Origin of the sequence: Pseudomonas sp. B7(2017) (assembly GCF_002112745.1) — a bacterium.
Classification (GTDB): domain Bacteria; phylum Pseudomonadota; class Gammaproteobacteria; order Pseudomonadales; family Pseudomonadaceae; genus Aquipseudomonas; species Aquipseudomonas ekonensis.
Genome location: NZ_NEIP01000001.1, coordinates 217,777 through 243,542, shown reverse-complemented (window position 1 = coordinate 243,542; position 25,766 = coordinate 217,777). Strand labels below are relative to the sequence as shown.

22 protein-coding genes are annotated in these 25,766 nt (G+C 63.4%); 10 read left to right on the top strand and 12 right to left on the bottom strand.

Going from position 1 to position 25,766, the window contains the following annotated elements:
• Positions 1-30: 30 nt before the first annotated feature.
• Positions 31-1,590 carry a type VI secretion system protein TssA gene (gene tssA, locus CAG29_RS01130; RefSeq protein ID WP_085579060.1) on the bottom strand — a complete coding sequence of 520 codons (1,560 nt, stop codon included), beginning with the start codon at positions 1,588-1,590 and terminating at the stop codon, positions 31-33.
• Between the two features lie 718 nt (positions 1,591-2,308).
• On the opposite strand from tssA, the gene tssI reads away from it, so the two are divergent.
• The 5 genes from tssI to CAG29_RS01105 all read left to right on the top strand — a co-directional run bounded on the left by tssI (position 2,309) and on the right by CAG29_RS01105 (position 8,554).
• A complete protein-coding gene (gene tssI / locus CAG29_RS01125; protein WP_085693773.1) occupies positions 2,309-5,638 on the top strand; it encodes a type VI secretion system tip protein TssI/VgrG in 3,330 nt (1,109 codons plus the stop codon).
• On the top strand, positions 5,631-6,320 hold the full coding sequence (locus tag CAG29_RS01120) for a DUF2931 family protein (RefSeq protein WP_085579064.1): 690 nt from the start codon (positions 5,631-5,633) through the stop codon (positions 6,318-6,320). The genes tssI and CAG29_RS01120 overlap by 8 nt, the downstream gene beginning before the upstream one ends.
• Positions 6,321-6,394: 74 nt before the next feature.
• Complete coding sequence (locus tag CAG29_RS01115) at positions 6,395-7,027, top strand: CDP-alcohol phosphatidyltransferase family protein (RefSeq protein WP_085579066.1); 633 nt, start codon at positions 6,395-6,397, stop codon at positions 7,025-7,027.
• Positions 7,014-7,613 (top strand): 1-acyl-sn-glycerol-3-phosphate acyltransferase, encoded by a 600-nt coding sequence (locus CAG29_RS01110; RefSeq protein WP_085579068.1) that lies wholly within the window; start codon positions 7,014-7,016, stop codon positions 7,611-7,613. Before CAG29_RS01115 ends, CAG29_RS01110 begins: the two co-directional genes overlap by 14 nt.
• Positions 7,610-8,554, top strand: coding sequence for a phosphatidate cytidylyltransferase (locus tag CAG29_RS01105; protein ID WP_085579070.1), 945 nt, complete (start codon positions 7,610-7,612; stop codon positions 8,552-8,554). The genes CAG29_RS01110 and CAG29_RS01105 overlap by 4 nt, the downstream gene beginning before the upstream one ends.
• A gap of 103 nt (positions 8,555-8,657) precedes the next feature.
• Here the strand turns inward: CAG29_RS01105 and CAG29_RS01100 are convergent, their stop codons facing one another.
• The 3 genes from CAG29_RS01100 to CAG29_RS01090 form a co-directional block, all read right to left on the bottom strand.
• Positions 8,658-8,933, bottom strand: a complete 276-nt coding sequence (locus CAG29_RS01100) for an HU family DNA-binding protein (RefSeq protein ID WP_003213368.1) — start codon at positions 8,931-8,933, stop codon at positions 8,658-8,660.
• A gap of 190 nt (positions 8,934-9,123) precedes the next feature.
• Positions 9,124-10,272: an NAD(P)/FAD-dependent oxidoreductase gene (locus CAG29_RS01095; protein ID WP_085579072.1), complete on the bottom strand. Its 1,149-nt coding sequence runs from the start codon at positions 10,270-10,272 to the stop codon at positions 9,124-9,126.
• Between the two features lie 20 nt (positions 10,273-10,292).
• Positions 10,293-10,460 (bottom strand): rubredoxin, encoded by a 168-nt coding sequence (locus CAG29_RS01090; RefSeq protein WP_085579074.1) that lies wholly within the window; start codon positions 10,458-10,460, stop codon positions 10,293-10,295.
• 200 nt (positions 10,461-10,660) lie between these two features.
• Here CAG29_RS01090 and CAG29_RS01085 point away from each other — a divergent pair, with 200 nt between their 5' ends.
• The gene (locus CAG29_RS01085) at positions 10,661-11,221 is read left to right on the top strand and encodes a chorismate lyase (protein WP_085638613.1); all 561 of its coding nucleotides are present in this window, start codon (positions 10,661-10,663) and stop codon (positions 11,219-11,221) included.
• A complete protein-coding gene (gene ubiA, locus CAG29_RS01080; protein WP_085579078.1) occupies positions 11,221-12,111 on the top strand; it encodes a 4-hydroxybenzoate octaprenyltransferase in 891 nt (296 codons plus the stop codon). The genes CAG29_RS01085 and ubiA overlap by 1 nt, the downstream gene beginning before the upstream one ends.
• Before the next feature lie 137 nt (positions 12,112-12,248).
• Here ubiA and CAG29_RS01075 read toward each other — a convergent pair whose 3' ends face one another.
• Positions 12,249-12,632, bottom strand: a complete 384-nt coding sequence (locus tag CAG29_RS01075; protein ID WP_085638619.1) for a hypothetical protein — start codon at positions 12,630-12,632, stop codon at positions 12,249-12,251.
• Positions 12,633-12,781: 149 nt separating this feature from the next.
• On the opposite strand from CAG29_RS01075, the gene phoB reads away from it, so the two are divergent.
• From phoB to CAG29_RS01060, 3 genes are all read left to right on the top strand, one after another.
• Positions 12,782-13,471, top strand: coding sequence for a phosphate regulon transcriptional regulator PhoB (phoB, locus tag CAG29_RS01070; RefSeq protein WP_085579082.1), 690 nt, complete (start codon positions 12,782-12,784; stop codon positions 13,469-13,471).
• Between the two features lie 74 nt (positions 13,472-13,545).
• Complete coding sequence (gene phoR, locus CAG29_RS01065) at positions 13,546-14,832, top strand: phosphate regulon sensor histidine kinase PhoR (RefSeq protein ID WP_256576738.1); 1,287 nt, start codon at positions 13,546-13,548, stop codon at positions 14,830-14,832.
• A gap of 112 nt (positions 14,833-14,944) precedes the next feature.
• Positions 14,945-16,285, top strand: a complete 1,341-nt coding sequence (locus tag CAG29_RS01060; protein WP_085579087.1) for a hemolysin family protein — start codon at positions 14,945-14,947, stop codon at positions 16,283-16,285.
• A 60-nt stretch (positions 16,286-16,345) separates the two neighbouring features.
• Here CAG29_RS01060 and CAG29_RS01055 read toward each other — a convergent pair whose 3' ends face one another.
• The 7 genes from CAG29_RS01055 to CAG29_RS01025 form a co-directional block, all read right to left on the bottom strand.
• Positions 16,346-17,242, bottom strand: coding sequence for a M23 family metallopeptidase (locus tag CAG29_RS01055; protein WP_085579089.1), 897 nt, complete (start codon positions 17,240-17,242; stop codon positions 16,346-16,348).
• 214 nt (positions 17,243-17,456) lie between these two features.
• Positions 17,457-18,419, bottom strand: a complete 963-nt coding sequence (locus CAG29_RS01050) for a response regulator (RefSeq protein WP_085630270.1) — start codon at positions 18,417-18,419, stop codon at positions 17,457-17,459.
• A 166-nt stretch (positions 18,420-18,585) separates the two neighbouring features.
• A complete protein-coding gene (gene phoU / locus CAG29_RS01045) occupies positions 18,586-19,347 on the bottom strand; it encodes a phosphate signaling complex protein PhoU (protein WP_085579093.1) in 762 nt (253 codons plus the stop codon).
• Between the two features lie 111 nt (positions 19,348-19,458).
• Positions 19,459-20,292, bottom strand: a complete 834-nt coding sequence (gene pstB, locus CAG29_RS01040) for a phosphate ABC transporter ATP-binding protein PstB (RefSeq protein WP_085579095.1) — start codon at positions 20,290-20,292, stop codon at positions 19,459-19,461.
• Positions 20,293-20,482: 190 nt separating this feature from the next.
• The gene (gene pstA, locus CAG29_RS01035; RefSeq protein ID WP_085630273.1) at positions 20,483-22,153 is read right to left on the bottom strand and encodes a phosphate ABC transporter permease PstA; all 1,671 of its coding nucleotides are present in this window, start codon (positions 22,151-22,153) and stop codon (positions 20,483-20,485) included.
• Positions 22,154-22,168: 15 nt separating this feature from the next.
• Positions 22,169-24,202 carry an ABC transporter permease subunit gene (locus CAG29_RS01030; protein ID WP_170929993.1) on the bottom strand — a complete coding sequence of 678 codons (2,034 nt, stop codon included), beginning with the start codon at positions 24,200-24,202 and terminating at the stop codon, positions 22,169-22,171.
• Positions 24,203-24,626: 424 nt separating this feature from the next.
• Entirely contained in the window at positions 24,627-25,628 is a 1,002-nt protein-coding gene (locus CAG29_RS01025; RefSeq protein ID WP_085693771.1) for a phosphate ABC transporter substrate-binding protein PstS family protein, read from the bottom strand.
• Between the last annotated feature and the right edge of the window lie 138 nt (positions 25,629-25,766).

The following is a 25,766-nucleotide window of genomic DNA, read 5'->3' as shown; positions in this document are numbered from 1 at the left end:
CTTTTCTCCTTGCGGTTGTGGCCCTGGGGCCTATTCGAGTACCACTTCGAGGTCGAGGTGGCACAGCCTGCGATAAATCTCATCCTTGCGTTCACGTACGGCATGGTTCTGCGGCATCAGCTCGCAGCAACTGTGCAGCAGGTGCAGCACTTCCAGCGCAAGATCGGGCTCCCAGGCGTGCAGGCCTGAGTCCTGTAGTGTCTGATCGAGGGTTTCGAGCTGGTTCTTGGCCAGTTCGTACTTCTTGGCCATGAAGCACAGGCGCGCCAGGGCGAACTGCCAGAAGAAGCGCACCCGCCCGCCGTGGGCGGCCTGCAGGCCTTGCTTGAGGATCTGCACGGCGGCCTTCAGGCCTTCCTTGCGCAGGATCGGCATCACCTCTTCGAGGGCCTTTTCCCAGGCCGGCTGGGTCTCGACCTCGGCCTCGACCTTGCGCGGCGCGCTGGCGCTCTGCAGGTGCGGCATGACGTTGGCGGCGATCCAGGCGCGGGTGGCCGGATCGGCGAACGGCACGCCGTCGTGAAAACGCAGCTCGACGATGCCGGGCAGGCGCTGAACCAAAAGCGCGAAGTGGATCTCCACTTCGCGCATGGCCATTTCGGCGTTGAGGTTCTGCAGGCATTCCCAGACCATCCGCTGGCCGTCGAACCAGAACGGCGCCTTCGCCAGGCTCGCCTCCAGCTCCACCAGCAGGTCGGCGTACTTGCCCTGGTCGAAACGATCCTGATAGGCCTTGAGCTTGTCCGTCGGCAGGTTGCGCAGCACGGTGATCTGCTCGGCGTTGCGCTCGGGCACCGCGTCGATCGGCAGCCACAGCAGCGTGCGGTTCAGGCGCAGGGCGCGCAGGTCGGTGGCCTTCTGCTTGAGCCACCAGGCGCACAGCGGACGGGCGCTCTCCTGCTGGGCGCGCAGGGCCTTGTAGGCCTCTTTCTCGTTGTCGATCGGTGCGCCGGGGGTGAACAGCTGGGTGGCGGCCTGCTTGACCTGGGCCACCGCCGCGCCGACCACGCCGGGCTCCGGCTGGTTGTCGGCGGCGCGCTGGATCATGGTCTTCAGCCGGCGGCTGACCGGCAGCAGCAGCGGCGCGTCGTCGCCCAAGTGCTGGCTGCAGGCGGCGTCGAGGCCGTCCAGATGCTCGGACAGGCGCCGGAACATCGGCAGCTGTTCCTTGATCGCGACGTTTTCGGTGATGACCTGCTCCAGCCGCGGCACCAGCCAGCCGATGGCGGCGGCCCGGGTGCGGGGCTTGAGCGGGTGGATGTCGGCCCAGTTGTTTTCCGACAGATGGTGCAGCAGGCCGAGGCCGGCGAGCAGGCCGGGGAAGGATTCGCGCTGGTACAGCGACCACGTCAACCAGGCGCCGACCCGCAGATCCTTGGACTGCGTGCGCAGGAGGGTTTCGCTGTTTTCGCGGATTTTGAGCCAGTCGATCTGGCCGCTTTCGTGCATCGACGAAGCCTTGGCCAGCTCGCTTTCCAGCGCCTCGAATTCGCTCGAGAAGCGAACGTCTTCGCCCGCAAAATTCTCTTTGGAAACAGAGACTTTAGCGAGTTCGAGGTAATGGGCGGAAAGTTTGCTCGAGTAGGACATCCATGGCCTTTAGTTTGGATTACGGTCGTGCGCCCATTGGAATGGCAGCGGCGCGGGACAGTAGCGAAGAGCGGTGAAGCGACTCATCCAATTGAGTTTCTGCTCTTTCAAGTGCGCGCATCGTAATCACTATGATGGCCACTAGCAAGCATCCGATTAAACAACAAGACGAAGTGTTCATTGGGCTCTGTAAGAGATTGCCCTATATGCCGCAAGGGTTTCCCTGATGCCTGTTTATATTCCACGTTTACCTCCCTCAAGGCCGAAACCTCCGACCTAGAGCGGCCCGCGAAACCGCCACCGGACAGCTGCACGCTCGTCCCACAAGTAAGGGCGACAAGCATGACAAATCCGGAAAAAAAATGAAGTAGGACGGTTCTGAAAATGGGACGGTATCTATGAACAAAGGGTGAAAAACCACCGGGAACAATAAAAGTGCCATCACAATGATGGCATCCTATATATCCACTAGTTCCAAAGGCCTTGCACAAAAGGGGGTTCATGCATCGAATGCTTTATCCCGACATCACTCTTCCTACAGCCCTTTCCTCAAACAGAACCCGCACTTTGAAACACGGATCGGTCTGACTCAAGCGCCGGACACTTCTTACATAAACATGTTTCACGCCTTGTTAGCGTGCAGCCAAACATCGGCGTGCGCTGGCCAGGGACGGTTTCGACACCACGCCGGTTTTCCCCGCGATCCAGGGACACGCGCATGTCTGAAACTGTCAATTCCGCCTCCGTCACGCTGCACATTCCCGGCGTCCGCCATGACTTCCAGGTGCTGGCGTTCAACGGCACCGAAAGGGTCAGCGGCCTTTATGCCCTGCGCATCGAGCTGGTCAGCGAACACCCTGATTTCGACATGGAAAGCCTGCTCGGCCAGCCGGCCTTCCTCCGGTTCGGCCACCACGGCGAGGGGATCCACGGCCATATCGAAGAGGCGTCGGCCGGTGACTCGGGAAAGCGTCTGACGCACTACGGCCTGTCGCTGGTGCCCTTCCTGCACTACTTGCAGTTCAGCCACGACCAGCGGATTTTCCAGGGGCTGACGGTCGCGCAGATCATCGCGCAAGTCCTCAAACGTCACGGCATCCAGCCCGACGCCTTTGCCTTTCATGTCCAACCGTTGCCGCCGCGCGACTATTGCACCCAATACGGCGAGAGCGATTTCGCGTTCATTCAGCGCCTGTGCGCCGAAGAAGGCATCGCCTGGCATCACCGCCATTCGGCCGATCGCCATCTGTTGGTGTTCACCGATGACCCGGTGTACCTGATCACACTGCCCGCCACGCCCTACCGACCGGACAGCGGCATGGTCGCCGGGCACCCGGTGGTCAGACGGTTTTCCTTGAGCGCCAGAACCCGCACCAGCGCCGTCACGCGCCGCGACTACGACTTGAATCGTCCAAGCCTGACGCTCGAAAGCCGCTTCCGCGCCGAGTTCGAGCCACCCCTTGAGGACTACCGCTATCCGTTGCTTCTGGAGGGCGAGAAGCGCGGCAAACGGCTCGCCCGCCAGGCGCTGGAGCGGTATCGGGCCGACTACGAACTGGCCGAGGCCGCAAGCGACCAGCCGACCCTGCGCAGCGGCCACCTGTTCGAGCTGAACGAACATCCCCGGAAAAGATGCAACGCCCTGTGGCTGCTGCTCAGCGTGACGCACGAGGGCCGGCAACCCCAGGTGCTGGAGGAAACGGCGCCCCACGGCATTCAACCCGGCGAAGACTTTGCCCGAGGCTACCGCAACACCTTCACCGCGGCCCCTGCCGACGTGGTGTACCGCCCGCCCCTGCCGGCGCGCCGGCCGCCGCTCGTCAGCCAGACCGCAAGGGTCACAGGCCCCAAAGACGAAGACATCTACTGCGACGAAAACGGACGGGTGAAGGTCGAGTTCCCTTGGGATCGGGCGCACTTCAACAGCGAGCGCAGCAGTTGCTGGGTGCGCGTGTCGTCGGCATGGGCCGGAGACGGTTTCGGGGCGGTGACTGTTCCGCGCGTCGGCATGGAAGTGGTGGTGACCTTCCTGGAGGGCGATCCGGACAAGCCGCTGATCACCGGCTGCGTGGTCAACAAGGTCACGCCCACGCCCTACCGGCTGCCCGCCCACAAGACCCGGACAACCCTGCGCAGCCGCAGCTCGCCCCGCACGGGCGGCTACCACGAACTGACCCTTGAAGACCGGGCCGGGCAGGAACTGATCTACCTACGCGCCCAGCGCGACATGGAGCGGCAGATCCTCAACGACTGCCGCCTGGAGGTCGGACGCGACCGGCGCGAATCGATCAAGGGCCGCAGCCAGACCGACGTGGGCAGCGTCCTCAGCTTGGAGGCCGGCCAACAAGTGCATCTGCGGGCGGGCGCCAGCGTGGTGCTGGATGCGGGGGCCAGCATCACCTTGAAGGCTGGCGGGCATCACATCGTGATCGACGGGGGCGGGATCTTCAGCAGCACGGAGATCGAGACCGGGGGCAAGACGCTTGAAGGAGAAGGCGCTGATTGGCGGCTACCCGGCATGGACGGTGCGCTGGCTGCTGCGCCCGCGTCCGGGGCGAAGGCAGCGGTTGAAAATGAACTTGAAGAGGAGGAGGAAGAGGTTGAGCTGGAGGATGAGGCACCTGCCGGGATTACGCTGCGGATCGGGGTGTTTTTTGACGGGACGGGGAATAACCGGCTGAACAGCGAAAGCGTTGCCGGGTGCCATGCGCGGGACGTGGGGCTGGAGGCGAAAGCAGAAGACCTTCAGAAGTTTTGCGAAACTCAGGGATACGACGGGCAGGGAGGGGCGCCGGACAACAGCTACGGGAATGATTTGAGCAATGTGGCGAGGCTTCATGGTCTCTACCGAGACGATACCAAGAGCCGTTTGGCAGAGGACGAACGCATGGCGTACATCCCCGTTTACCTGGAAGGAATCGGCACTGCCAGCGGTGCCGAAGACTCGTTGTACTCGCAGGCGACAGGGATGGGTGTCCAGGGAGTATTGGCGAGAGTCGAACAGAGCCCTTCCGCGATTCTGGAACAGATTGAGCTTTTTCAGCAGGCCAATCCGGATCGAAAAGTTGCTCAAGTAGAATTCGATATTTTCGGCTTCAGTCGCGGAGCTGCAGCCGCAAGACATTTCGCCAATGACGTCTTCAACGACCAAAAAAGTCTTGTAGCAACAGCACTCAGCGAAAACTCCATGTTCGTTGAGGGTTTCAGCTGGAGCACCCGTTCAGATGTCACCATCAACTTCATTGGCATATTCGATACCGCTGCCGCCATCGCAAAACTCTCATCGGGCGACTTCAGCGTCCACGATGCAGTCAACCCGGGGCTCAATCTGTACCTCGCGCCGGACATTGCCAAAAAAGTCGTACACCTCGTGGCCAGAGATGAGCGTCGTCACAACTTCTCGCTCAACAAGGCCGATGCTGCGGATATCGTGTTGCCGGGGGTGCATTCCGATCTGGGCGGTGGCTACCTGCCGCGATCCATCGAGCGGGTGTTGCTCAGCAAACTGCACTCAAGCGATGAAGACGTTCGCTTGCCCTTGCATGAATCCAAAGCGTTTGTGGCTGCGCAATATGAACTCAGACGTCTGCAGGATCAGTTGAATCTTCATGATTTGCCGCTGGAAATACGCACATGGGAGAAGCGCGTCGTACAGAACGTCAAAGGCGACAGAACCCGTTGGAAGCGGGTCTTCGCTGTCGTCAGCTGTCAGCGGGAAATGCGCAATGAACTGTCATTGATCTATCTGCGGATCATGCGTGCGTTGGCGGTGAAGCATGATGTGCCGTTTCTTTCCGTCGAACCGGATGGCCGCTTCGCATTACCGGAAGAACTGGTGCCTATCGCGACAAAATTGATGCGTTTTGCGCTGGGGGAAACTCGCCGCATCGACCTCACTCCCGAAGAAGAGACGCTACTCGTCACCCGCTACATTCATTTGTCCGCGAACTGGAACGCCGCCAGAAACTTCGGCAGCAGTGATCTGGACATTGTGTTCATCAATCGACCGGCAGAAAAATTCACTCGCGTGGTGCATCCCAATGCTTGAACGAAGCAGCTCCCCCCTGAAGATCTGCGTCTTGCTCCTCTCTATCCTGCTGACAGGTTGTTCGTCCGTGAAGGCCCGGAAACTGCCCTATGACGCCTGGAGCCTTAACTTTTACTCTCCGGACTACATGGATGTCTGGATAGAGACAGCCGCAGTTCTGGATATTGACGGGAAGGTCTTCGGGAACGCAGGCAGTGGCATACCCGCTCAAGGATATCCACGCCCCTTAAGCAAGGGTGTTCCTGCAGAGTTCAGAGGAAAGCCCGCAGGCTGGCCCGAAATCCCGGGAGGCAAAGGTCGACGTGTCGTTGGCGCAAACCTGCCTGAGTTGCTCTATGTTCGCTGGCAATCAATCGCCGAGCCTCAGACCTACAACGCCCTCATCAGAATCCCGGAATCCACCCGCGAGCTGATGCGCAATAGCGAGGACGTGTTTTGTCGAGCCTATCAAAAAGTGGCCACAAGACATCGCAAATGGCTAGTGGTCGGACTCGCCCCCGGCGGCATCGTCAAAGTCTGGATCACCGGCCCCTGCCTTCAGGCAATTGAGGTCACCCGCGAACAGGCCAGCGTTGTCCCCCTCGGCCCGCACTTGGGTAAGGCACTGGGCGAGTATTACTTTTTCCAGGAAGAGTCCAAAGCCTACGTAGAAAAATTCGGCATCCCCTACGGTTCCTGGTAACTAAAATCAGTCGAACACCGTCAACGCCCCGTAACCGTTTTTTTGCAACGCAGCACCGACAAGGACATTGGCAAATGGATGAAAACAGAAGGCCCATCAAGACACGGTCTGCCGGTTGGGCGAGGCGGGTCACTGACGGTCTGGTGAAGCGGGACATTTCGCCCAATCAGATTTCCGTCGTCAGCATGGTCTTCGCGCTCTTCGGCGCGCTGACGTTGTGGATCGACAACGGCGTGGCCGGGTCGGTCTTCTGCATCATCGGCATTCAACTGCGCTTGTTGTGCAACCTGTTCGACGGAATGGTGGCCATCGAGGGCGGCAAGCAGTCGGCGATCGGCAGCCTGTACAACGAGTTTCCCGACCGGGTGGCGGACAGCCTGTTGATCGTCGGGTTGGGTTACGCCATCGGCCAAGCGGACCTTGGCTGGTTCGCGGCACTGGCGGCGGCGCTGACCGCTTATGTGCGGGTATTCGGCGGCGCCATCGGGCTCAAGCAGAGCTTCATGGGGCCGATGGCCAAGCAGCACCGCATGGCGGTGATGACCGTGGCGCTGCTGTTGAACGTGTTCGAAACCAGCGTTTACGGCACCCATCATGTTCTGTTGATCGCATTGCTGATCATCGCCGTCGGTTCGGTCGCCACCTGCGTCACGCGGACGCTGGCCATCTCCGAGCAACTGAAGGGGAATGCCCATGTGGATCAGTAATGCGCTGATTTCGCTGCTGCGATTCCTGATCGGCGTGACGGCCCGCTGGGAAAGCCCGCCGGATCTCACCCGCCAGCGGATCTACTTCGCCAATCACACCAGTCACATGGACACCCTGGCGATCATCGCTGCGCTGCCGGCGCAGGCCCGGCGCGATGTGAAGCCTGTGGCGGCCGCCGACTACTGGGGCAAGAACCGCTTTCTGTCCTACATTTCCCAAACCGTCCTGAACGCCGTGCTGATCGAGCGCAACCCTGCGCCGGGCACCAATGTGCTGGAGCCGATTTTCGACGTGGTGCGGGCCGGGCACTCGATCATCATTTTCCCCGAGGGCACCCGTTCCACCCAGCCGCTGCCAGGCCCCTTCAAGTCCGGCATCTTCCGGTTGGCCGAGACCTTCCCCGAGGTCGACCTGGTGCCGATCTATCTGGAAAACCTGCACCGCTCGATGCCGAAGGGCAAACACGTGCCGCTGCCGATCATCTGCACCATCCGCATAGGCGATCCGTTGCCACGCCTTGCCGGCGAAGAAAAGCAGGCGTTCCTCGAACGCGCACGCGATGCCATCGTGAGGTTGTCGAAATGAGTCTGGAAACCAAATTCCTCTGGTTCTTCGCAGCCATTGCCTGCCTGCTGGCCGTGGCTTCGCTCACCGGTAGCGTCCTGGCCCGGCGGGCCACCTCCGAAAGCTCGGTGGCGACCATCGAAAACCTCAACCAGCGGGTGAACGCCTGGTGGGGGATGGTCATCGTTTTCTTCGTGTCCTGGTTGCTCGGCCCCAACGCCACGGTCGTGCTGTTCGGCTTCATTTCCCTGTTCGCGCTGCGCGAGTTCATCACGCTGACGCCCACTGCGCGTGGCGACCACAACGCGCTGTTCTCGGCGTTTTTCATTCTGATCCCCCTGCAATACCTGCTGATCGGCACGCACTGGTACTCGATGTTCACGTTGCTGGTGCCGGTGTATGCGTTCCTGCTGCTGCCGGCGATCGCCGTCCTGAGCCAGGACACCGAAGGTTTTCTGGAGCGCACGGCGAAGATCCAATGGGGGGTGATGATCTGCATCTACTGCATCAGCCACGCGCCGGCGCTGTTGCTGCTGGATCTGCAAGGCTTTCAGGGTCAGAACGCCCTGCTGCTGTTCTACCTGGTCTTCGTGGTGCAGATGAGCGATGTCCTGCAGTACGTGTTCGGCAAACTGTTCGGCAAACGCAAGGTCGCGCCGCTGGTGAGCCCGTCGAAGACCGTGGAGGGTCTGATCGGGGGAGGCCTGTCGGCCACGCTGATCGGCGGCTGCATGTTCTGGATGACGCCGTTCAGCTTCTGGGCGGCGCTGCTGATGTCGCTGGTCATCGTGACCATGGGCTTTCTCGGTGGCCTGGTCATGTCCGCGATCAAGCGCAGCCTGAGCGCCAAGGACTGGGGCACGATGATCAAGGGCCACGGCGGCATGCTCGACCGGATGGACTCGATCTGCTTCGCGGCGCCGATCTTCTTCCACCTGACCCGCTATTTCTATTCGGCCTGATCCGCACCTTCCCTTGCGCCAGGCACAAAAAAGGGCATCCGACCTGGTCGTGATGCCCTTTCTTCACTGCGGCCCCCCCGCTCTTCCCGAGGGCGCACTTCAATTACGGATTGACGCTGTCCTTCAACGACTTGCCTGGCTTGAACGCCACGGTGTTGCTGGCCTTGATCTTCACCGGCTCGCCGGTTTGCGGGTTCTTGCCGGTGCGGGCACCGCGGTGGCGTTGCAGGAAGGTGCCGAAGCCCACGAGGGTGACGCTGTCCTTGCGGTGCAGGGCGCCGGTGATTTCTTCGAGAACGGCATTGAGGACGCGGTTGGCCTGCTCTTTGGTCAGATCCGCTTTTTCTGCGATGGCGGCGGCGAGTTCTGGTTTACGCATTAGTGAAGCCCCTTTGACGGTTTTTTGTTGTTATGTCCGTGCTGTCCTCGTTGGAACAGCGCCCAAGGCGCCGCAGGCTCTACGCTGCGGCAGACGGGAGTGAGGATGGCACGCGGTTCGGGGCGGCGCCAGTCTCCGCGCGACCTTTGTGGGGGCAAAAGCGGGGTGATTCCGACAGAACGACCGGTATTTACGCCAGCAGGGCCGGAAGTTGTTTGTTCAGGGCGAGTTTTTCGGTCACGGCCGCGCCGGTCAGGGCGTAGCCCAGCAGCTGGCCTTCGCCGTCATGGCACAGCGCTTTGACGTCGGCGCCCTGCCCCTCGACCGTCCACACGCCCTCGCGGCCCCGTGGCGGCGGGGACACCACCAGCGGGCAGACGGGGGTCTTCACGGTAATCGGCATCGGCCCGTAGCTGACCGCCGTCGGGTTGCCGCTGAGGGTCTGCGCCAGCGCTCTCGCACAGCTCATGAGGGGCATTACGTACAGAAGATTCAGCCCGTCGACCTCGGCGCAGTCGCCCAAGGCGTAAATGTTGGCGTGGGACGTCCTGAGCTGACGGTCGACCGTCACACCGCGGTTGACCTGCAGCCCGGCGGCGGCCGCCAGGTCGATCCGCGGACGCAGGCCAATGGCCGACACCACCGCGTCGCAGGCGATCACCTGGCCGTCGGACAGGTGCGCCTCCAGGCCGTCCGCGACCTTCTGCAGGCGGGCCAGCACCGGACCTAAGTGAAAACGCGCACCGAGGCCTTCGAGCCCCGCCTGCACGGCCGCAGCGGCGGCCGGGTGCAGGAGGGTCGGCATGACTTGTTCGCACGGCGCAACCACTTGCACCTCGTAGCCGCCCAGGATCAGGTCGTTGGCGAACTCGCAGCCGATCAGCCCGGCCCCGAGCAGCAGCACCCGGCGCTTGCCGTCCACGGCGGCGCGGAAACGCGCGTAGTCTTCGAGGTCGTTGATCGGGAACACCCGGTCCGCCGCATCGCCGGCGATCGGCACGCGCACGGTCTCGGCGCCCCAGGCGAGGATCAGGTCGCGGTACTCGACCGCCTCCTCGCCGATCCACAGGCGCTTGTGGCCCGGGTCGATGCCGCTGATGCGGGTGTGGGTGCGCACTTCGGCCTTGAGCAGATCGGCCATGTCGCCCGGCTCGGCCATGCTCAGGCCGTCGGCGTCCTTGTTCTTGCCGAAGCCGGTGGAGAGCATCGGCTTGGAGTAGGAACGGCCGTCATCGGCGGTGATCAGCAGCAGCGGGGTGTCGCCGTCGAGCTTGCGAAACTCTCGGGCCAGGTTGTAGCCGGCCAGCCCGGTGCCGATGATCACTACAGGTGCGTTCATGCCCTACTCCTTGTGTTTTCTCAGTTGATTTCGATCATTTCAAAGTCCGTCTTACCGACGCCGCAGTCCGGGCAGAGCCAGTCCTCAGGCACGTCTTCCCAGCGGGTGCCTGCCGCGATACCGTCATCCGGCCAGCCTTCGGCTTCGTTGTAGATCAGGCCGCAGACGATACATTGCCACTTCTTCATTCCGGTGTTTCCTCAGAGGTTCAGGCGGGTGTCGGCGCAGAGGGTCGATGGTATCGCGCTGCCCTCCGGCTCAGGGCGTTTTGTACTGGGGGTGCCGGGCAGATGCAAGCCTGTTCGGCGCAATGGCGACCCGGATCAATCAATATCGCCGCCTGCCATGGTAAGCTCGCCGCCTCATTTGCGGCCAAAAACGACTCATTGTGCAACCCACAGAATCCCGCCCGGCCCCGCTCTGGCTGGCGCAAACGCAGTTGATGCCCCTCCCCGCCCCGAAGGTTTCGGACTGGCTGTTCGACGAAGGCTCCCTGACCCGCCGCCTGACCGGCCTGTCCGACGGCGGCTTCAGCATCACCCCGCTGTTCGAAGGCTGGCAGCCCCTGCGCGCCGACGAATGCGCGGCGCTGGACCTGGCCGAGGGCAGCGAAGGCTGGGTGCGCGAGGTTTACTTGCGCGGCCACGGCGAGGCTTGGGTGTTCGCCCGCAGCGTGGCCTCGCGCAGCGCCTTGCAGGGCGACGGCCTGCACATGGACGAACTGGGCAGCCGCTCCCTGGGCGAGCTGCTGTTCTGCGACCACGCCTTCAGCCGGCGCGCCATCGAAGTCTGCCGCTATCCTGAGCAATGGCTGCCCGCCGAGTGCCGCGCGCCTGGGCTGTGGGGCCGCCGCTCACGCTTCGACCGCGGCGCGCTGAGCGTGCTGGTGGCGGAGGTCTTCCTGCCGAGCCTGTGGGCCGCCACCGCCGCCGAACCGGAGAACCGCTGATGTACCAGAGCCTGCTCAAGTCCCTGAACCGCCTGAACCCGCGGGCCTGGGACTTCATCCAGCTGACCCGCATGGACAAGCCGATCGGCATCTACCTGCTGCTGTGGCCGACGCTGTGGGCGCTGTGGATCGCCGGCAAGGGGTCGCCGTCGCTGGCCAACATCGTTATTTTCGTCCTCGGCGTGGTGCTGACCCGCGCCGGTGGCTGCGTGATCAACGACTGGGCCGACCGCAAGGTCGACGGCCACGTCAAACGCACCGCGGAGCGCCCGCTGGCCGCCGGCCGGATCAGCTCCAAGGAGGCGCTGGCGTTCTTCGCCCTGCTGATGGGCGTGAGTTTTCTGCTGGTGCTGTGCACCAACGCCGCAACGGTTTGGCTGTCGCTGGGCGGCCTGGCGCTGGCGTTCACCTATCCGTTCATGAAGCGCTACACCTATTACCCGCAGGTGGTGCTGGGCGCGGCGTTTTCCTGGGGGATGCCGATGGCGTTCACCGCCGAGACCGGCGAGCTGCCCGCGACCGCGTGGCTGCTGTGGATCGCCAACCTGCTGTGGACCGTGGGCTACGACACCTATTACGCGATGACGGATCGCGACGATGACCTGAAGATCGGCGTGAAGTCCACGGCGATCCTGTTCGGCGATGCCGACCGGGTGATCATCCTGACCTTGCAGGGGCTGGCGCTGGGCTGCCTGCTGCTGGCCGGGTCGAAGTTCGGGCTGGGCGTGTGGTTCCACCTCGGCCTGCTGGCGGCCGCCGGCTGCTTCGCGTGGGAATTCTGGTTTACCCGTGACCGCGACCGGATGAAGTGCTTCAAGGCGTTCCTGCACAACCATTGGGCGGGGATGACGATCTTCATCGGGATCGTGCTGGATTACGCGCTGCGCTGAGCCGCCGCGCAGAACCGTTGTGGGAGCGAGCCTGCTCGCGATGGCGGCGCATCAGTCAACGGATCTGCCGACTGACCTGACGCCTTCGCGGGCAAGTCCGCTCCCACAGGGTTCCACAGAGGGAAAAGATCAAGCGGTCACTTGTGCTCGTGCACGACGTGCCACACGTCCTTCATGCCGTCGCCCTTCATTTCCCCGGGCTTTTCATCCTTCACGAAGGTGTACAGCGGCTTGCCGTCGTAGGCGTACTGCATCATGCCGTCGTCACGCTTGATGACCGTCCACTTGCCTTCGGCCTTGGCCCCCGCCGGCGCCATCATCGGCGGCCAGTTCTTGGCGCAGTCGCCGTTGCACATCGACTTGCCGCCGGCGTCCTTGTCGAACGTGTAGACGGTCATGCCTTTGTGGTCGACCATCATGCCGTCCTTCATCATGGCCGGCTCGGCCGCCATGGCCAGGCCCGGCAGTGCGAGTGCGGCGGCCATCAGCAGGGCCTTGAGAGAAACAGTCGTCTGAGTCATGGAAACCTTCTTTTGTGGTTGTCAGGATTCGAACTCAGAGCTTAGTCCAGGATTTGCACAATCGCCGGGCGCCGAATACTGTCACACGACTGCAATAATTCCGTTATCTAATGCGGCGCACGACAGTTAAATGACAAGAGGATTAAGGCATGGTTGGCAGGAACATTCTGATCGTCGACGACGAAGCGCCCATCCGCGAGATGATCGCCGTGGCGTTGGAAATGGCCGGCTACGACTGCCTTGAGGCCGAGAACTCGCAGCAGGCCCACGCCATCATCGTCGACCGCAAGCCGGATCTGATCCTGCTCGACTGGATGCTGCCCGGCACCTCCGGCATCGAACTGGCGCGGCGACTCAAGCGCGACGAGCTGACCGGGGACATCCCGATCATCATGCTCACCGCCAAGGGCGAAGAGGACAACAAGATCCAGGGCCTGGAAGTCGGCGCCGACGACTACATCACCAAGCCGTTCTCCCCCCGCGAGCTGGTGGCGCGCCTGAAGGCCGTGCTGCGCCGCGCAGGCCCCACCGACGGCGAAGCGCCGATCGAGGTCGGCGGCCTGCTGCTCGACCCGATCAGCCACCGCGTGACCATCGACGGCCGCCCGGCCGAAATGGGCCCCACCGAATACCGCCTGCTGCAGTTCTTCATGACCCACCAGGAACGCGCCTACACCCGCGGGCAATTGCTGGACCAGGTCTGGGGCGGCAACGTCTATGTCGAGGAGCGCACCGTCGACGTGCACATCCGGCGCCTGCGCAAGGCCCTCGGCGACGCCTATGAAAATCTGGTGCAAACCGTGCGCGGCACCGGCTACCGGTTTTCCACCAAAGCCTGAGCCCGGCGCCAGCCAAGCAGACAAGGACCGCATTTCCCGTGAACCAAAACTGGCATGGCACCCTGATTCGCCACATGCTGTTGCTGGTCACCGCCTGCCTGGTGATCGGCCTGATCACCGGTCACTACGGCTGGAGCCTCGCCGCGGGCCTGGGGCTGTACCTGGCCTGGACGCTCAAGCAGTTGCTGCGCCTGCACGAATGGCTGCGCCTGCACCAACCCGACGAAGCGCCGCCCGACGGTTACGGCCTGTGGGGCGAGGTGTTCGACAGCATCTACCACCTGCAACGCCGCGACCAACGGGTGCGCGGACGCCTGCAAGCGGTGATCGACCGCGTCCAGGAATCCACCGCCGCCCTGAAGGACGCGGTGGTCATGCTCGACAGCGAAGGCAACCTTGAGTGGTGGAACCGCGCCGCCGAGACCCTGCTCGGCCTCAAGACCCCGCAGGACAGCGGCCAACCGGTGACCAACCTGGTGCGCCATCCGCGCTTCAAGGAATACTTCGAGCAGGACAGCTATGCCGAACCGCTGGAAATCCCCTCGCCGACCAACGACCGCCTGCGCATCCAGCTGTACATCACCCGCTACGGCAACAACGAGCACCTGATGCTGGTGCGCGACGTCACCCGCATCCACCAGCTGGAACAGATGCGCAAGGACTTCATCGCCAACGTTTCCCACGAACTGCGCACGCCGCTGACGGTGATCTGCGGCTACCTGGAGACCCTGCTCGACAACGTCGAGGAAGTGAACCCGCGCTGGGGCCGTGCCCTGCAGCAGATGCAGCAACAGGGCGGACGCATGCAGACCCTGCTCAACGATCTGTTGCTGCTGGCCAAGCTGGAAGCCACGGACTACCCGTCCGACAATCACCCGGTGCTGATCGATGCATTGCTTCAATCGATCAAGAGCGATGCGCAGCAGTTGTCCGGCAGCAAGAACCAGCGCATCAGCCTGGAGGCCGACGGCGGGATCCTGCTCAAGGGCAGCGAGGCGGAACTGCGCAGCGCCTTCTCCAACCTGGTGTTCAACGCCGTGAAGTACACCCCGGCCGAAGGCAGCATCCGCATCCGCTGGTGGGGCGACGAGCAAGGCGCCCACCTGAGCGTGCAGGATTCCGGGATCGGCATCGACAACAAGCACCTGCCGCGCCTGACCGAACGCTTCTACCGCGTCGACTCCAGCCGCAACTCCAACACCGGCGGCACCGGCCTGGGCCTGGCCATCGTCAAGCACGTGCTGCTGCGCCACCGCGCCCGCATGGAGATCAGCAGCGTGCCCGGCCACGGCAGCACGTTCACCTGCCATTTCGCCCCGGCCCAGATGGTGCGTTCGCGCGCCGTCAGCGCCGCCGAGTAAGCCCGCACTAGGCAATCGCCCGGTCAGCCGCTACATTGGCTGACTTGCGCCTGCCCTTTCAGGTGCGCTCCTTCTCATTTTTCGAATCACACGGAACCCGCAAAACTCCATCATGGACCCTTCCCCTGGCTTGTCCCTCGCAACCATTTTCGCCGACTTCGGCATGATTCTCTTCGCTCTGATCCTGGTCCTGCTCAACGGCTTCTTCGTTGCGGCGGAGTTCGCCATGGTCAAGCTGCGCTCGACCCGGGTCGAGGCCATCGCCGAGCAGCACGGCTGGCGCGGCCACATCCTGCGCACCGTGCACAGTCAGCTCGACGCCTACCTCTCGGCCTGCCAGCTGGGCATCACCCTCGCCTCCCTGGGCCTGGGCTGGGTCGGCGAGCCGGCGTTCGCGCACCTGCTGGAGCCGGTGCTCAGCGCCGTCGGCGTGCAGTCGGCCGAGGTCGTCAAGGCGATCTCGTTCTTCACCGCGTTCTTCATCATTTCCTACCTGCACATCGTGGTCGGCGAACTGGCGCCCAAGTCCTGGGCGATCCGCAAGCCCGAGCTGCTGTCGCTGTGGACGGCGGTGCCGCTGTACCTGTTCTACTGGGCCATGTACCCGGCGATCTACCTGCTCAACGCCAGCGCCAACGCCATCCTGCGCATCGCCGGCCAGGGCGAGCCCGGCCCGCACCATGAGCATCACTACAGCCGCGAAGAACTGAAGCTGATCCTGCACTCCAGCCGTGGCCAGGATCCGAGCGACCAGGGCATGCGCGTGCTGGCGTCGGCGGTGGAGATGGGCGAGCTGGAAGTGGTCGACTGGGCCAACTCCCGCGAAGACCTGATCACCCTGGAGTTCAACGCCCCGCTCAAGGAAATCCTCGCGTTGTTCCGCCGCCACAAGTTCAGCCGCTACCCGGTGTACGACAGCGAGCGCCAGGAGTTCGTCGGCCTGCTGCACATCAAGGACCTGCTGCTGGAGCTGGCGGCCCTGGACCACATTCCGGAGTCGTTCAACCTCGCCGAGCTGACCCGTCCGCTGGAGCGGGTGTCGCGGCACATGCCGCTGTCCCAGCTGCTGGAGCAGTTCCGCAAGGGCGGCTCGCACTTCGCCGTGGTCGAGGAGGCCGACGGCAACATCATCGGCTACCTGACCATGGAAGACGTGCTGGAAGTGCTGGTGGGCGACATCCAGGACGAACACCGCAAGGCCGAGCGCGGCATCCTCGCCTACCAGCCGGGCAAGCTGCTGGTGCGCGGCGACACGCCGCTGTTCAAGGTCGAGCGCCTGCTGGGCATCGACCTTGACCACATCGAGGCGGAAACCCTGGCCGGCCTGATCTACGAAACCCTCAAGCGGGTGCCGGAAGAGGAAGAGGTGCTGGAGGTGGAAGGCCTGCGGATCATCATCAAGAAGATGAAGGGGCCGAAGATCATCCTGGCCAAGGTGCTGATGCTCGATTGACGGGCTGGCCGGGGGGCGAGCCGATCCCACTCCTGCAGGTTCAGTGCAGGAGTGCTGCTTTCACTGCTTGCCCAGCGCAAAGTTGGGCAGCGCCCCCAGCGGCTGCTTGAATTGATAGGGAATCGACACCAACCCCTCGCCCGTATTGCGCTGCACCACGAAGTGCAGGTGCGGGCCGCTGCTGTTGCCGGTATTGCCCGAGAGTCCCAGAGGGCTGCCCACCGTCACGCGCTGCCCTTCCTTCACGCTCACGGAATTTTGCTTGAGGTGCAGGTACACGCCCATGGTGCCGTCATCGTGCAGGATCCGCACAAAGTTGCCGGACGGGTCGGTGCCGCGCCCGTTCTGGGAATTCTCGGTCTTCACCACCACACCCGCCCGCGCCGCGATGATCGGCGTCCCCACCGGCATGGCGATGTCCATGGCGTATCTGTTCTTCGGCCCGAAGTGGCTGTAGTCGCCATTGGCACCTTGGCTTAAGCGGAACGGCCCGCCGCGCCAGGGAAACGGATACCGATAGCTCTGCGCTGCGCCAGCGGGGTCGCCCAGGGAATAGTGGAACATCGGCGTGTACACCAGCGGCTTGCCGCCGGACACCGCCGTCAGCAACGCCAACCGGGTATTGCTGCGCGCCGGCAGCACCCGGCGGATCGTTTGCGCCGGGGCGCCACGCACGTTGCTCATCCCGGTGAACGCCAGTGCCACTTCCACCGGCGCATACAGGTCGTTGCGCACGAACACCACGTCCACGCCCTTCTGCTTCTTGATGTCCAGGTACACCTGGCGCTCCAGGCGCTCGACCATCCGGTCCTGGAAGACGAACACCTGGGAGCCTTTGCTCGGACGGTCGCTGTACGAAACCACTCCGTTGGCATCGGTGGACTTGTAGATCGTCATGGCCACGGTCGAGGTGGAGGCCATGAACAGACCACAGAAAAACAGCAGGCGCAGGGGCATGGGCGAACGTTCTGTCGAGGAAGGCCTGGAAGTGAGCCTAGCAGCTGAGACAGACCAGGCTAGCCGACAGATGTTTCAAATGTGGCACAGGGGGGAGATGGGCGGCGCTTTCGTTGACGCCATCGCGAGCAGGCTGGCTCCCACAGGGGTTCTGTGGTGCAGCTCCCCTGTGGGAGCTAGCCTGCTGGCGATGGCGCCAGCCACTGCCTGGCGGTCAGGCGCCCGGCACGAAGTGCTTCTGCGCCGTGCCGCGGGCGATCAGGCGGGAGAGGTAGTCGAGCTTCTGCGCGTCCTGGTCGACGAAGCGGAAGGTCAGTTGCAGCCAGTCGCTGTCAGGCTTCGGCTCGTGGGCGACGACGGCGTGCAGGTAACCGTTGAGGCGCGCGGTTTCGGCGTTCTCGCCCTGCTCCAGGTCGAGCACGGCGCTGTCGAGGATCTGCGGCAGGTTGTCGGTGCGTTTGACCACCAACAGCGCTTCCTTGATGCTCAGGGCCTTGATCACGCACTGCTGGGTGCCGCTCGGCAGGCGCAGTTGGCCCTGGCCGCGGCCGCTGGCCGGTGCCGGCGCAGCGGCCGGTGCCTTGGGCGCAGGAGCGTTGTTGAGCAGGCCACGGGACGGCGCAGCGGCGGCCGGTGCCGGCGCAGCGGCAGGCTTGGCGAACGGGTTGACCGCAGGCGCCGCGGCCGGGGCGCCGCCGACCACGGCCGGCTTGCCGCCGGTCAAAGCGCTCAGGGAGTCGTTGCCGAACGCCGAGTTCATCTTGGTCGGCGCGCTGTTCATCAGGGTGTCGAGCTTGCCGACCTTGTTCAGCGCCTGCTTGACCTTGGTCAGCAGCTGCTCGTTGGTGAACGGCTTGCTGACGTAGCCGGTGACGCCGGCCTGGATCGCCTGCACCACGTTCTCTTTGTCGCCGCGGCTGGTGACCATGATGAACGGCATGGTCTTGAGGTTGTCCTGCTCACGGCACCAAGTCAGCAGCTCAAGGCCCGACATCTCCGGCATTTCCCAGTCGCACAGCACCAGGTCGAAAGCTTCCTTGGCCAGCATGGCCTGGGCCTTGCGCCCGTTGATGGCGTCCTCGGTGCGAATCCCCGGGAAGTAATTGCGCAGGCACTTTTTCACCAGGTCACGAATGAACGATGCATCGTCCACGACCAACACACTGATCTTGCTCATCCAACACCCCTAAAAAAAATCCCGGCAAGCATAACGCTTGAATGATGGCACTTTGCCAAAACTTTTCAGTCACGCCGGGACTTTTCGTTCGCGGGTGCTGCTTTTTCGATTCGCGCCCCAAACGAAAACGCCCGGCCAAAGGACCGGGCGTGCTTCTTGGGCAATCTTACTTATCGTCAGCTTCGTCCGGAACATTAGCGGTTTCGCCGCTTGTGCCTTCAACTTCTTCCTTCATGCGCTTGAGGCCCATGTGGCGCACATCGGTGCCGCGCACCAGGTAGATCACCAGCTCCGAGATGTTGCGCGCGTGGTCGCCGATCCGCTCCAACGAACGCAGCACCCAGATGATGCTCAGAACCCGCGAGATAGAGCGCGGGTCTTCCATCATGTAGGTCGCCAGCTCGCGCAGGGCGGTCTTGTACTCGCGGTCGATGATCTTGTCGTACTGCGCCACGGACAGCGCCAGGTCGGCGTCGAACCGGGCGAACGCGTCCAGCGCGTCGCGCACCATGTTGCGCACCTGATCGCCGATGTGGCGCACTTCGACGTAACCGCGCGGCGCCTCGCCTTCTTCGCACAGCTGGATCGCGCGGCGGGCGATCTTGGTCGCTTCGTCGCCGATGCGCTCAAGGTCGATCACCGACTTGGAGATGCTGATGATCAAGCGCAGGTCAGAAGCCGCCGGCTGGCGGCGGGCCAGGATGCGCAGGCATTCCTCGTCGATGTTGCGTTCCATCTGGTTGATCTGGTCGTCGATCTCGCGCACCTGCTGGGCCAGGCCCGAGTCGGCCTCGATCAGCGCGGTGACCGCGTCGTTGACCTGCTTCTCGACCAGCCCGCCCATGGCCAGCAGGTGGCTGCGCACTTCTTCCAGTTCGGCGTTGAACTGCGCGGAAATGTGATGGGTTAAACCTTCCTTCGAAATCATGGTTTTGCTCCGCAAAAGCTGTGAGCCGCAAGCTACAAGCCGCAAGCTGTTTCGTTTTTTACTCGGTCCGCCCTTACTTGCCGCTTGAAACGTGCGGCTCGCAGCTGCGAACTAGCCGTACCGGCCGGTGATGTAGTCTTCGGTCTGCTTCTTCGCCGGATTGGTGAACAGGGTGTCGGTGTCGCCGAACTCCACCAGTTTGCCCATGTACATGAACGCCGTGTAGTCGGACACCCGCGCGGCCTGCTGCATGTTGTGGGTCACGATGACGATGGTGAACTTGGACTTCAGTTCATAGATCAGCTCTTCGACCTTCAGGGTCGAGATCGGGTCGAGGGCCGAGCACGGTTCGTCGAGCAGCAGCACTTCAGGCTCCACGGCGATGGTGCGGGCGATCACCAGACGCTGCTGCTGGCCGCCGGACAGGCCGAGCGCCGAGTCATGCAGACGGTCCTTCACTTCGTCCCACAGGGCCGCACCCTTCAACGCCCACTCGACGGCTTCGTCGAGCACACGCTTCTTGTTGATGCCCTGGATGCGCAGGCCGTAGACCACGTTCTCGTAGATGGTCTTGGGGAACGGGTTGGGCTTCTGGAACACCATGCCGACCCGGCGGCGCAGCTCGGCCACGTCTTCGCCCTTGCGGTAGATGTTGTTGCCGTACAGGTTGATCGCGCCTTCGACGCGGCAGCCGTCCACCAGGTCGTTCATGCGGTTGAAAGTGCGCAGCAGCGTGGACTTGCCGCAGCCGGACGGGCCGATGAAGGCGGTCACGCGCTGTTTCGGGATGTTCATGCTGACGTCGTACAGCGCTTGTTTCTCGCCGTAGAACAGGCTCAGGCCCGGCACTTCGATGGCGACGGTTTCCTGTTCCAGGTTCAGGCTCTGCTTGTCGCGGCCCAGGGCGGACATGTTGATGCCGTGGGTATGTGTTTCGTGCTGCATGGGAGGTCCCCTGTGCTAACAAATTCGGTTCTGTATGCCACTGGCCTGGCCAATGGGTTTCGCAAAATCTGTGGCGGGCGCCGATCCTTGTGGGAGCTGGCTTGCCAGCGATGCAGACGACTCGGTCTGACGCTGGCACCGCCGCGATGCCATCGCTGGCGAGCCAGCTCCCACAGGATTTGTGCCGGCCTTAGCTGTCCAGTGCTTTGTATTTTTCGCGCAGGTGGTTACGGATCCACACCGCCGACAGGTTGAGCACCGCGATCACCAGCACCAGCAGCAGCGCCGTGGCGTACACCAGCGGCCGCGCGGCCTCGACGTTCGGGCTCTGGAAGCCGACGTCGTAGATGTGGAAGCCCAGGTGCATGATTTTCTGATCCAGGTGCAGGTACGGGTAGTTGCCGTCCACCGGCAGCGACGGCGCCAGTTTCACCACGCCCACCAGCATCAGCGGCGCCACTTCGCCGGCGGCCCGGGCCACAGCGAGGATCATGCCGGTCATCATCGCCGGGCTGGCCATCGGCAGGACAATCTTCCACAGGGTCTCGGCCTTGGTCGCGCCCAGGGCCAGCGAGCCCTCGCGCACGGTGCGCGGGATCCGCGCCAGGCCTTCTTCGGTGGCCACGATCACCACCGGCACCGCCAGCAGCGCCAGGGTCAGGGAGGCCCAGAGCAGGCCCGGCGTGCCGAAGGTCGGCGCCGGCAGCGCCTCGGGGAAGAACAACCGGTCGAGGGAGCCGCCCAGCACGTAGACGAAGAAGCCCAGGCCGAACACGCCGTAGACGATCGCCGGAACGCCCGCCAGGTTGTTCACCGCGATGCGGATGACCCGGGTCAGGGTGTTCTGCTTGGCGTATTCGCGCAGGTACACCGCCGCCAGCACGCCGAACGGGGTCACGATCATCGCCATGATCAGGGTCATCATCACGGTGCCGAAGATGGCCGGGAAAATCCCGCCTTCGGTGTTCGCTTCACGGGGGTCGTCCGACAGGAATTCCCAGACCTTGCTGAAGTAGAAGCCGACCTTGGTGAAGGTGCCCATGGCGTTCGGCTGGTAGGCATGAACCACCTTGCCCAGGCCGATCTCGACTTCCTTGCCGTTGGCGTCGCGGGCGGTCAGGGCGTCGCGGTTGAACTGCGCGTGCAGGTCGGACAGCCGCGCCTCGACCTCCTGATAACGGGCGTTCAGCTCGGCGCGCTCGGCGTCCATGTCCGCTTGCGCGGCCGGGTCGAGCTTGCCTTCGAGCTCCAGCTTGCGGCCGTGCAGGCGGATGCGTTCGAGGCCGGCGTTGATCGCGCCGATGTCGACCTTCTCCAGGGTCTTGAGCTGGGCGGCAAGCTTGTTCACCCGGTCGATCCGCGCCTGCAGTTCGGGCCAGGCGGCTTCGCCTTCGGCGATGACCTTGCCGTCCTGCTTGACGTTGACCAGGTAGCCGTAGAAGTTGCCCCACTCGCGGCGCTCGACGGCCATCAGCTCCACCGGCGTGGTCTGGTCGTTCAGCCACTCGCCGACGGTCCAGGTGAAGTCGTTGCCGTTCAGGTCACGGTTGCCGACCTTGATCAGCTCACGGGTCATGAACTCCGGGCCTTCGTCCGGCACCGGCAGGCCGGCGCTCTTGAGGCGGGCGCGGGGTACTTCTTCCTTCTGCACCACTTCGCCGATGACCAGGTGCTTGCCCTGGCCCGGCACGTCGTAGCTGGCGTGGAGCAGGTCCGCCGGCCAGAAGTGACCCAGGCCGCGCACGGCGATCACCGCCAGCAGGCCAATGGTCATGATGACCGCGATGGACACCGCGCCACCGCTGATCCAGACGCCCGGGGCGCCGCTCTTGAACCATCCTTTCAGGGAGTTCTGTTTCACAGACTTCTACCTTTCTTAAAGCGACGAGTATTTCTTGCGCAGACGCTGACGAATCAGTTCCGCGAGGGTGTTCATGACGAAGGTGAACAGCAGCAGCACCAGCGCCGAGAGGAACAGCACGCGGTAGTGGCTGCCGCCGACTTCCGACTCGGGCATTTCCACCGCGACGTTGGCCGCCAGGGTGCGCAGGCCTTCGAACAGGTTCATTTCCATGACCGGGGTGTTGCCGGTGGCCATCAGCACGATCATGGTCTCGCCCACCGCACGGCCCATGCCGATCATCAGCGCCGAGAAGATGCCCGGGCTGGCGGTGAGGATCACCACGCGGGTCATGGTCTGCCACGGCGTGGCGCCCAGGGCCAGCGAGCCCAGGGTCAGGCCGCGCGGCACGCTGAACACGGCGTCTTCGGCGATGGAGTAGATGTTCGGGATCACCGCGAAGCCCATGGCCAGGCCGACCACCAAGGCGTTGCGCTGGTCGTAGGTGATGCCCAGGTCGTGGGAGATCCACAGGCGCATGTCGCCGCCGAAGAACCAGTTCTCCATGTACGGGCTCATGTACAGCGACAGCCAGCCCACGAACAGGATCACCGGGATCAGCAGCGCGCTTTCCCAGCCGTCCGGGATCTTCAGGCGGACCGATTCGGGCAGGCGGCTGAAGGTGAAGCCGGCGATCAGGATGCCGATCGGCAGCAGCATCAGCAGGCTGAAGATGCCCGGCAGGTGCCCTTCCACATACGGCGCCAGGAACAGGCCGGCGAAGAAGCCGAGGATCACCGTCGGCATCGCTTCCATCAGTTCGATCACCGGCTTGACCTTGCGGCGCATGCCCGGGGCCATGAAGTAGGCGGTGTAGATCGCGGCGGCGATGGCCAGCGGCGCGGCCAGCAGCATGGCGTAGAAGGCGGCCTTCAGGGTGCCGAAGGTCAGCGGCGACAGGCTCAGCTTCGGTTCGAAGTCGGTGTTGGCGGCGGTCGACTGCCAGACGTACTTGGGCTCGTCGTAGTTCTCGTACCAGACCTTGCTCCACAGCGCGCTCCACGACACTTCCGGGTGCGGGTTGTCGAGCAGCAGCGGCTGCAGCTTGCCGCCGGCCTCGACGATCACGCGGTTGGCCCGCGGCGACAGGCCGAACAGGCCTTGGCCCTCGACCACCTGATCGACCAGCAGGGTGCGGTGCGCGGTGCTGTGGAACACGCCGAGCTTGCCGCTGGCGTCGAGGGCGGCGAAGCCCTTGCGGCGCTCTTCGGCACCGATTTCCACGATCGGCGCCTTGCCCATCTGGAAGGTGCGGATCTGCTTCAGGCGCTGCTCGCCGTCGGTGTCGCGGGCCATGAACCACTGGGCCAGGCCGCCCTTGGAGTCACCGACGATCAGCGAGATGCCGCCCACCAGCTGGGTGGCGGCGGTGACCTGCGCTTCGCCGTCCTCCAGCAGCTTGTAGCGGCCGTTGAGGCTCTTGTCGCGCAGGCTGAACACGTCAGCCTGAGCCCGGCCGTTGACCACGTACAGCCACTGCTGGCGCGGGTCGACGAAGATGTTCTTCACAGGCTCAGTCATCTGCGGCAGATCGATGCGCTTCTGCTCGTTGGTGACTTCGCCAGTCATCATGTTTTCTTCGCTGGTCAGCGCCAGCACGTGCAGCTGCGCACCGGTGGAACCGGCCAGCAGCAGGGTCGAATCGTTGGCGTTGAGGCTGACGTGCTCCAGCGCGCCGCCGCTCTCGTTCAGCGCGATCGGCGCTTCGCCGTACGGGTACTCGATCGCCGGGGTGATGGTTTTCTTGCCTTCCGGGTAGCTGACCTTATAGGTGTGACGGAACACCAGCGCCTGGCCGTTGGACAGGCCCACGGCCACCAGCGGATGGCCCGGCTGGTCTTCGCCGATGGAGGTCACGGAAGTGCCGGCGGGCAACGGCAGATCGACGCGCTTGAGCTCGGCGCCACTGTCGATGTCGAAGAACAGGGCCTGGCCCTTGTCGGAAACGCGCATGGCCACCTGGTTCTGCTCTTCCAGCGAGATCATCAGCGGCTTGCCGGCGTCCTGCATCCAGGCCGGGGCCAAGGTGTCGTTCGCGGTCAGGCTGGCGCCCTGGAACAGGGGCGCGACCACATAGGCGAGGAAGAAGAAGATCAGGGTGATCGCCGCCAGCACCGCCAGGCCGCCGACGAGGACGTACCAACGGGTGAAGCGATCCTTGAGCGCACGAATGCGGCGCTTGCGTTGCAACTCAGGCGTATTGAAGTCAATGCGCTTGGGAGGGTTCGTAGTCATTTTGGAATTGGCCAGATCATTCATGCGCACACCCTAGCGATCCTGTATGACAGAAAGATGACAATGCAGTGACGCACCAAATCCGCCGCCAGCAGGGCACTGGCGGTGGATAGAAGAATTCGGGGAGTGTGGGGCCGGGCCGCTTGCGGGCCGGGCCCCACACGGGAGTCAGGCGGGGTTCACCCCCTGACTCAGTTTGTTACTTTTTTGCGACTTCGGCGCCGCCTTCCTGCAGGCCCAGGTCAGCCAGCGCTTTGGCGGCGACTTTGGCCGGCAGCGGGATGTAGCCGTCCTTCACCACGACTTCCTGACCCTGCTTGGACAGGACCAGCTTCACGAACTCGGCTTCCAGCGGGGCCAGAGGCTTGTTCGGGGCCTTGTTGACGTAGACGTACAGGAAGCGGGACAGCGGGTACTTGCCGTTCAGGGCGTTTTCTTCGCTGTCTTCGATGTAGTCGGTGCTGCCTTTCTTCGACAGGGCGACGGTCTTCACGCTGGCGGTCTTGTAGCCGATGCCCGAGTAGCCGATGCCGTTCAGCGAGGAGCTGATCGACTGCACGACCGAAGCCGAACCAGGCTGTTCGTTGACGTTAGGCTTGTAGTCGCCTTTGCACAGGGCCTCTTCCTTGAAGTAGCCGTAGGTGCCGGACACCGAGTTGCGGCCGAACAGCTGCACCGGCTTGTTGGCCAGGTCGCCGGTCACGCCCAGGTCGCCCCAGGTCTTCACGTCGGTCTTGGCGCCGCACAGGCGGGTGGACGAGAAGATCGCATCGACCTGTTCCATGGTCAGGTGCTGGATCGGGTTGTCCTTGTGCACGAACACGGCCAGGGCATCCACGGCGACCGGGATGGCGGTCGGCTTGTAGCCGTACTTCTGCTCGAAGGCAGCCAGTTCGGTGTCCTTCATCTTGCGGCTCATCGGGCCCAGGTTGGAGGTGCCTTCGGTCAGCGCGGGCGGCGCGGTGGCGGAACCGGCGACCTGAATCTGGATGTTTACGTTCGGGTATTCTTTCTTGTAGTTCTCGGCCCAGAGGGTCATGAGGTTGGCCAGGGTATCGGAACCGACGCTGGACAGGTTGCCCGACACACCGGTGGTCTTGGTGTAGCTCGGGATAGCAGGGTCAACAGCGGCAACCGCGTTGGCGGTCGCAACGCCAGCGGCGACAAAGGTCATGGCCGCCATCAAACGCTTCAGTTTCATGCCTTACTCCTAGCAGATAGGGTGTGTTAAGTCGGGGCCAAGTATCGGCAGGCCGTATGAACACTCTATGGCCGAAATATGACAATTGGATGAAAGGCCAGCATCCAGGTCTTACTTAATGCTTCAGGCCGGCTCCCA

Coding starts and splice junctions, on each gene's coding strand:
- tssA (WP_085579060.1), bottom strand. CDS start 1,590: ATGTCCTACTCGAGCAAACTTTCCGCCCATTACCTCGAACTCGCTAAA.
- tssI (WP_085693773.1), top strand. CDS start 2,309: ATGTCTGAAACTGTCAATTCCGCCTCCGTCACGCTGCACATTCCCGGC.
- CAG29_RS01120 (WP_085579064.1), top strand. CDS start 5,631: ATGCTTGAACGAAGCAGCTCCCCCCTGAAGATCTGCGTCTTGCTCCTC.
- CAG29_RS01115 (WP_085579066.1), top strand. CDS start 6,395: ATGGATGAAAACAGAAGGCCCATCAAGACACGGTCTGCCGGTTGGGCG.
- CAG29_RS01110 (WP_085579068.1), top strand. CDS start 7,014: ATGTGGATCAGTAATGCGCTGATTTCGCTGCTGCGATTCCTGATCGGC.
- CAG29_RS01105 (WP_085579070.1), top strand. CDS start 7,610: ATGAGTCTGGAAACCAAATTCCTCTGGTTCTTCGCAGCCATTGCCTGC.
- CAG29_RS01100 (WP_003213368.1), bottom strand. CDS start 8,933: ATGCGTAAACCAGAACTCGCCGCCGCCATCGCAGAAAAAGCGGATCTG.
- CAG29_RS01095 (WP_085579072.1), bottom strand. CDS start 10,272: ATGAACGCACCTGTAGTGATCATCGGCACCGGGCTGGCCGGCTACAAC.
- CAG29_RS01090 (WP_085579074.1), bottom strand. CDS start 10,460: ATGAAGAAGTGGCAATGTATCGTCTGCGGCCTGATCTACAACGAAGCC.
- ubiA (WP_085579078.1), top strand. CDS start 11,221: ATGTACCAGAGCCTGCTCAAGTCCCTGAACCGCCTGAACCCGCGGGCC.
- CAG29_RS01075 (WP_085638619.1), bottom strand. CDS start 12,632: ATGACTCAGACGACTGTTTCTCTCAAGGCCCTGCTGATGGCCGCCGCA.
- phoB (WP_085579082.1), top strand. CDS start 12,782: ATGGTTGGCAGGAACATTCTGATCGTCGACGACGAAGCGCCCATCCGC.
- phoR (WP_256576738.1), top strand. CDS start 13,546: ATGCTGTTGCTGGTCACCGCCTGCCTGGTGATCGGCCTGATCACCGGT.
- CAG29_RS01060 (WP_085579087.1), top strand. CDS start 14,945: ATGGACCCTTCCCCTGGCTTGTCCCTCGCAACCATTTTCGCCGACTTC.
- CAG29_RS01055 (WP_085579089.1), bottom strand. CDS start 17,242: ATGCCCCTGCGCCTGCTGTTTTTCTGTGGTCTGTTCATGGCCTCCACC.
- CAG29_RS01050 (WP_085630270.1), bottom strand. CDS start 18,419: ATGAGCAAGATCAGTGTGTTGGTCGTGGACGATGCATCGTTCATTCGT.
- phoU (WP_085579093.1), bottom strand. CDS start 19,347: ATGATTTCGAAGGAAGGTTTAACCCATCACATTTCCGCGCAGTTCAAC.
- pstB (WP_085579095.1), bottom strand. CDS start 20,292: ATGCAGCACGAAACACATACCCACGGCATCAACATGTCCGCCCTGGGC.
- CAG29_RS01030 (WP_170929993.1), bottom strand. CDS start 24,202: ATGCAGGACGCCGGCAAGCCGCTGATGATCTCGCTGGAAGAGCAGAAC.
- CAG29_RS01025 (WP_085693771.1), bottom strand. CDS start 25,628: ATGAAACTGAAGCGTTTGATGGCGGCCATGACCTTTGTCGCCGCTGGC.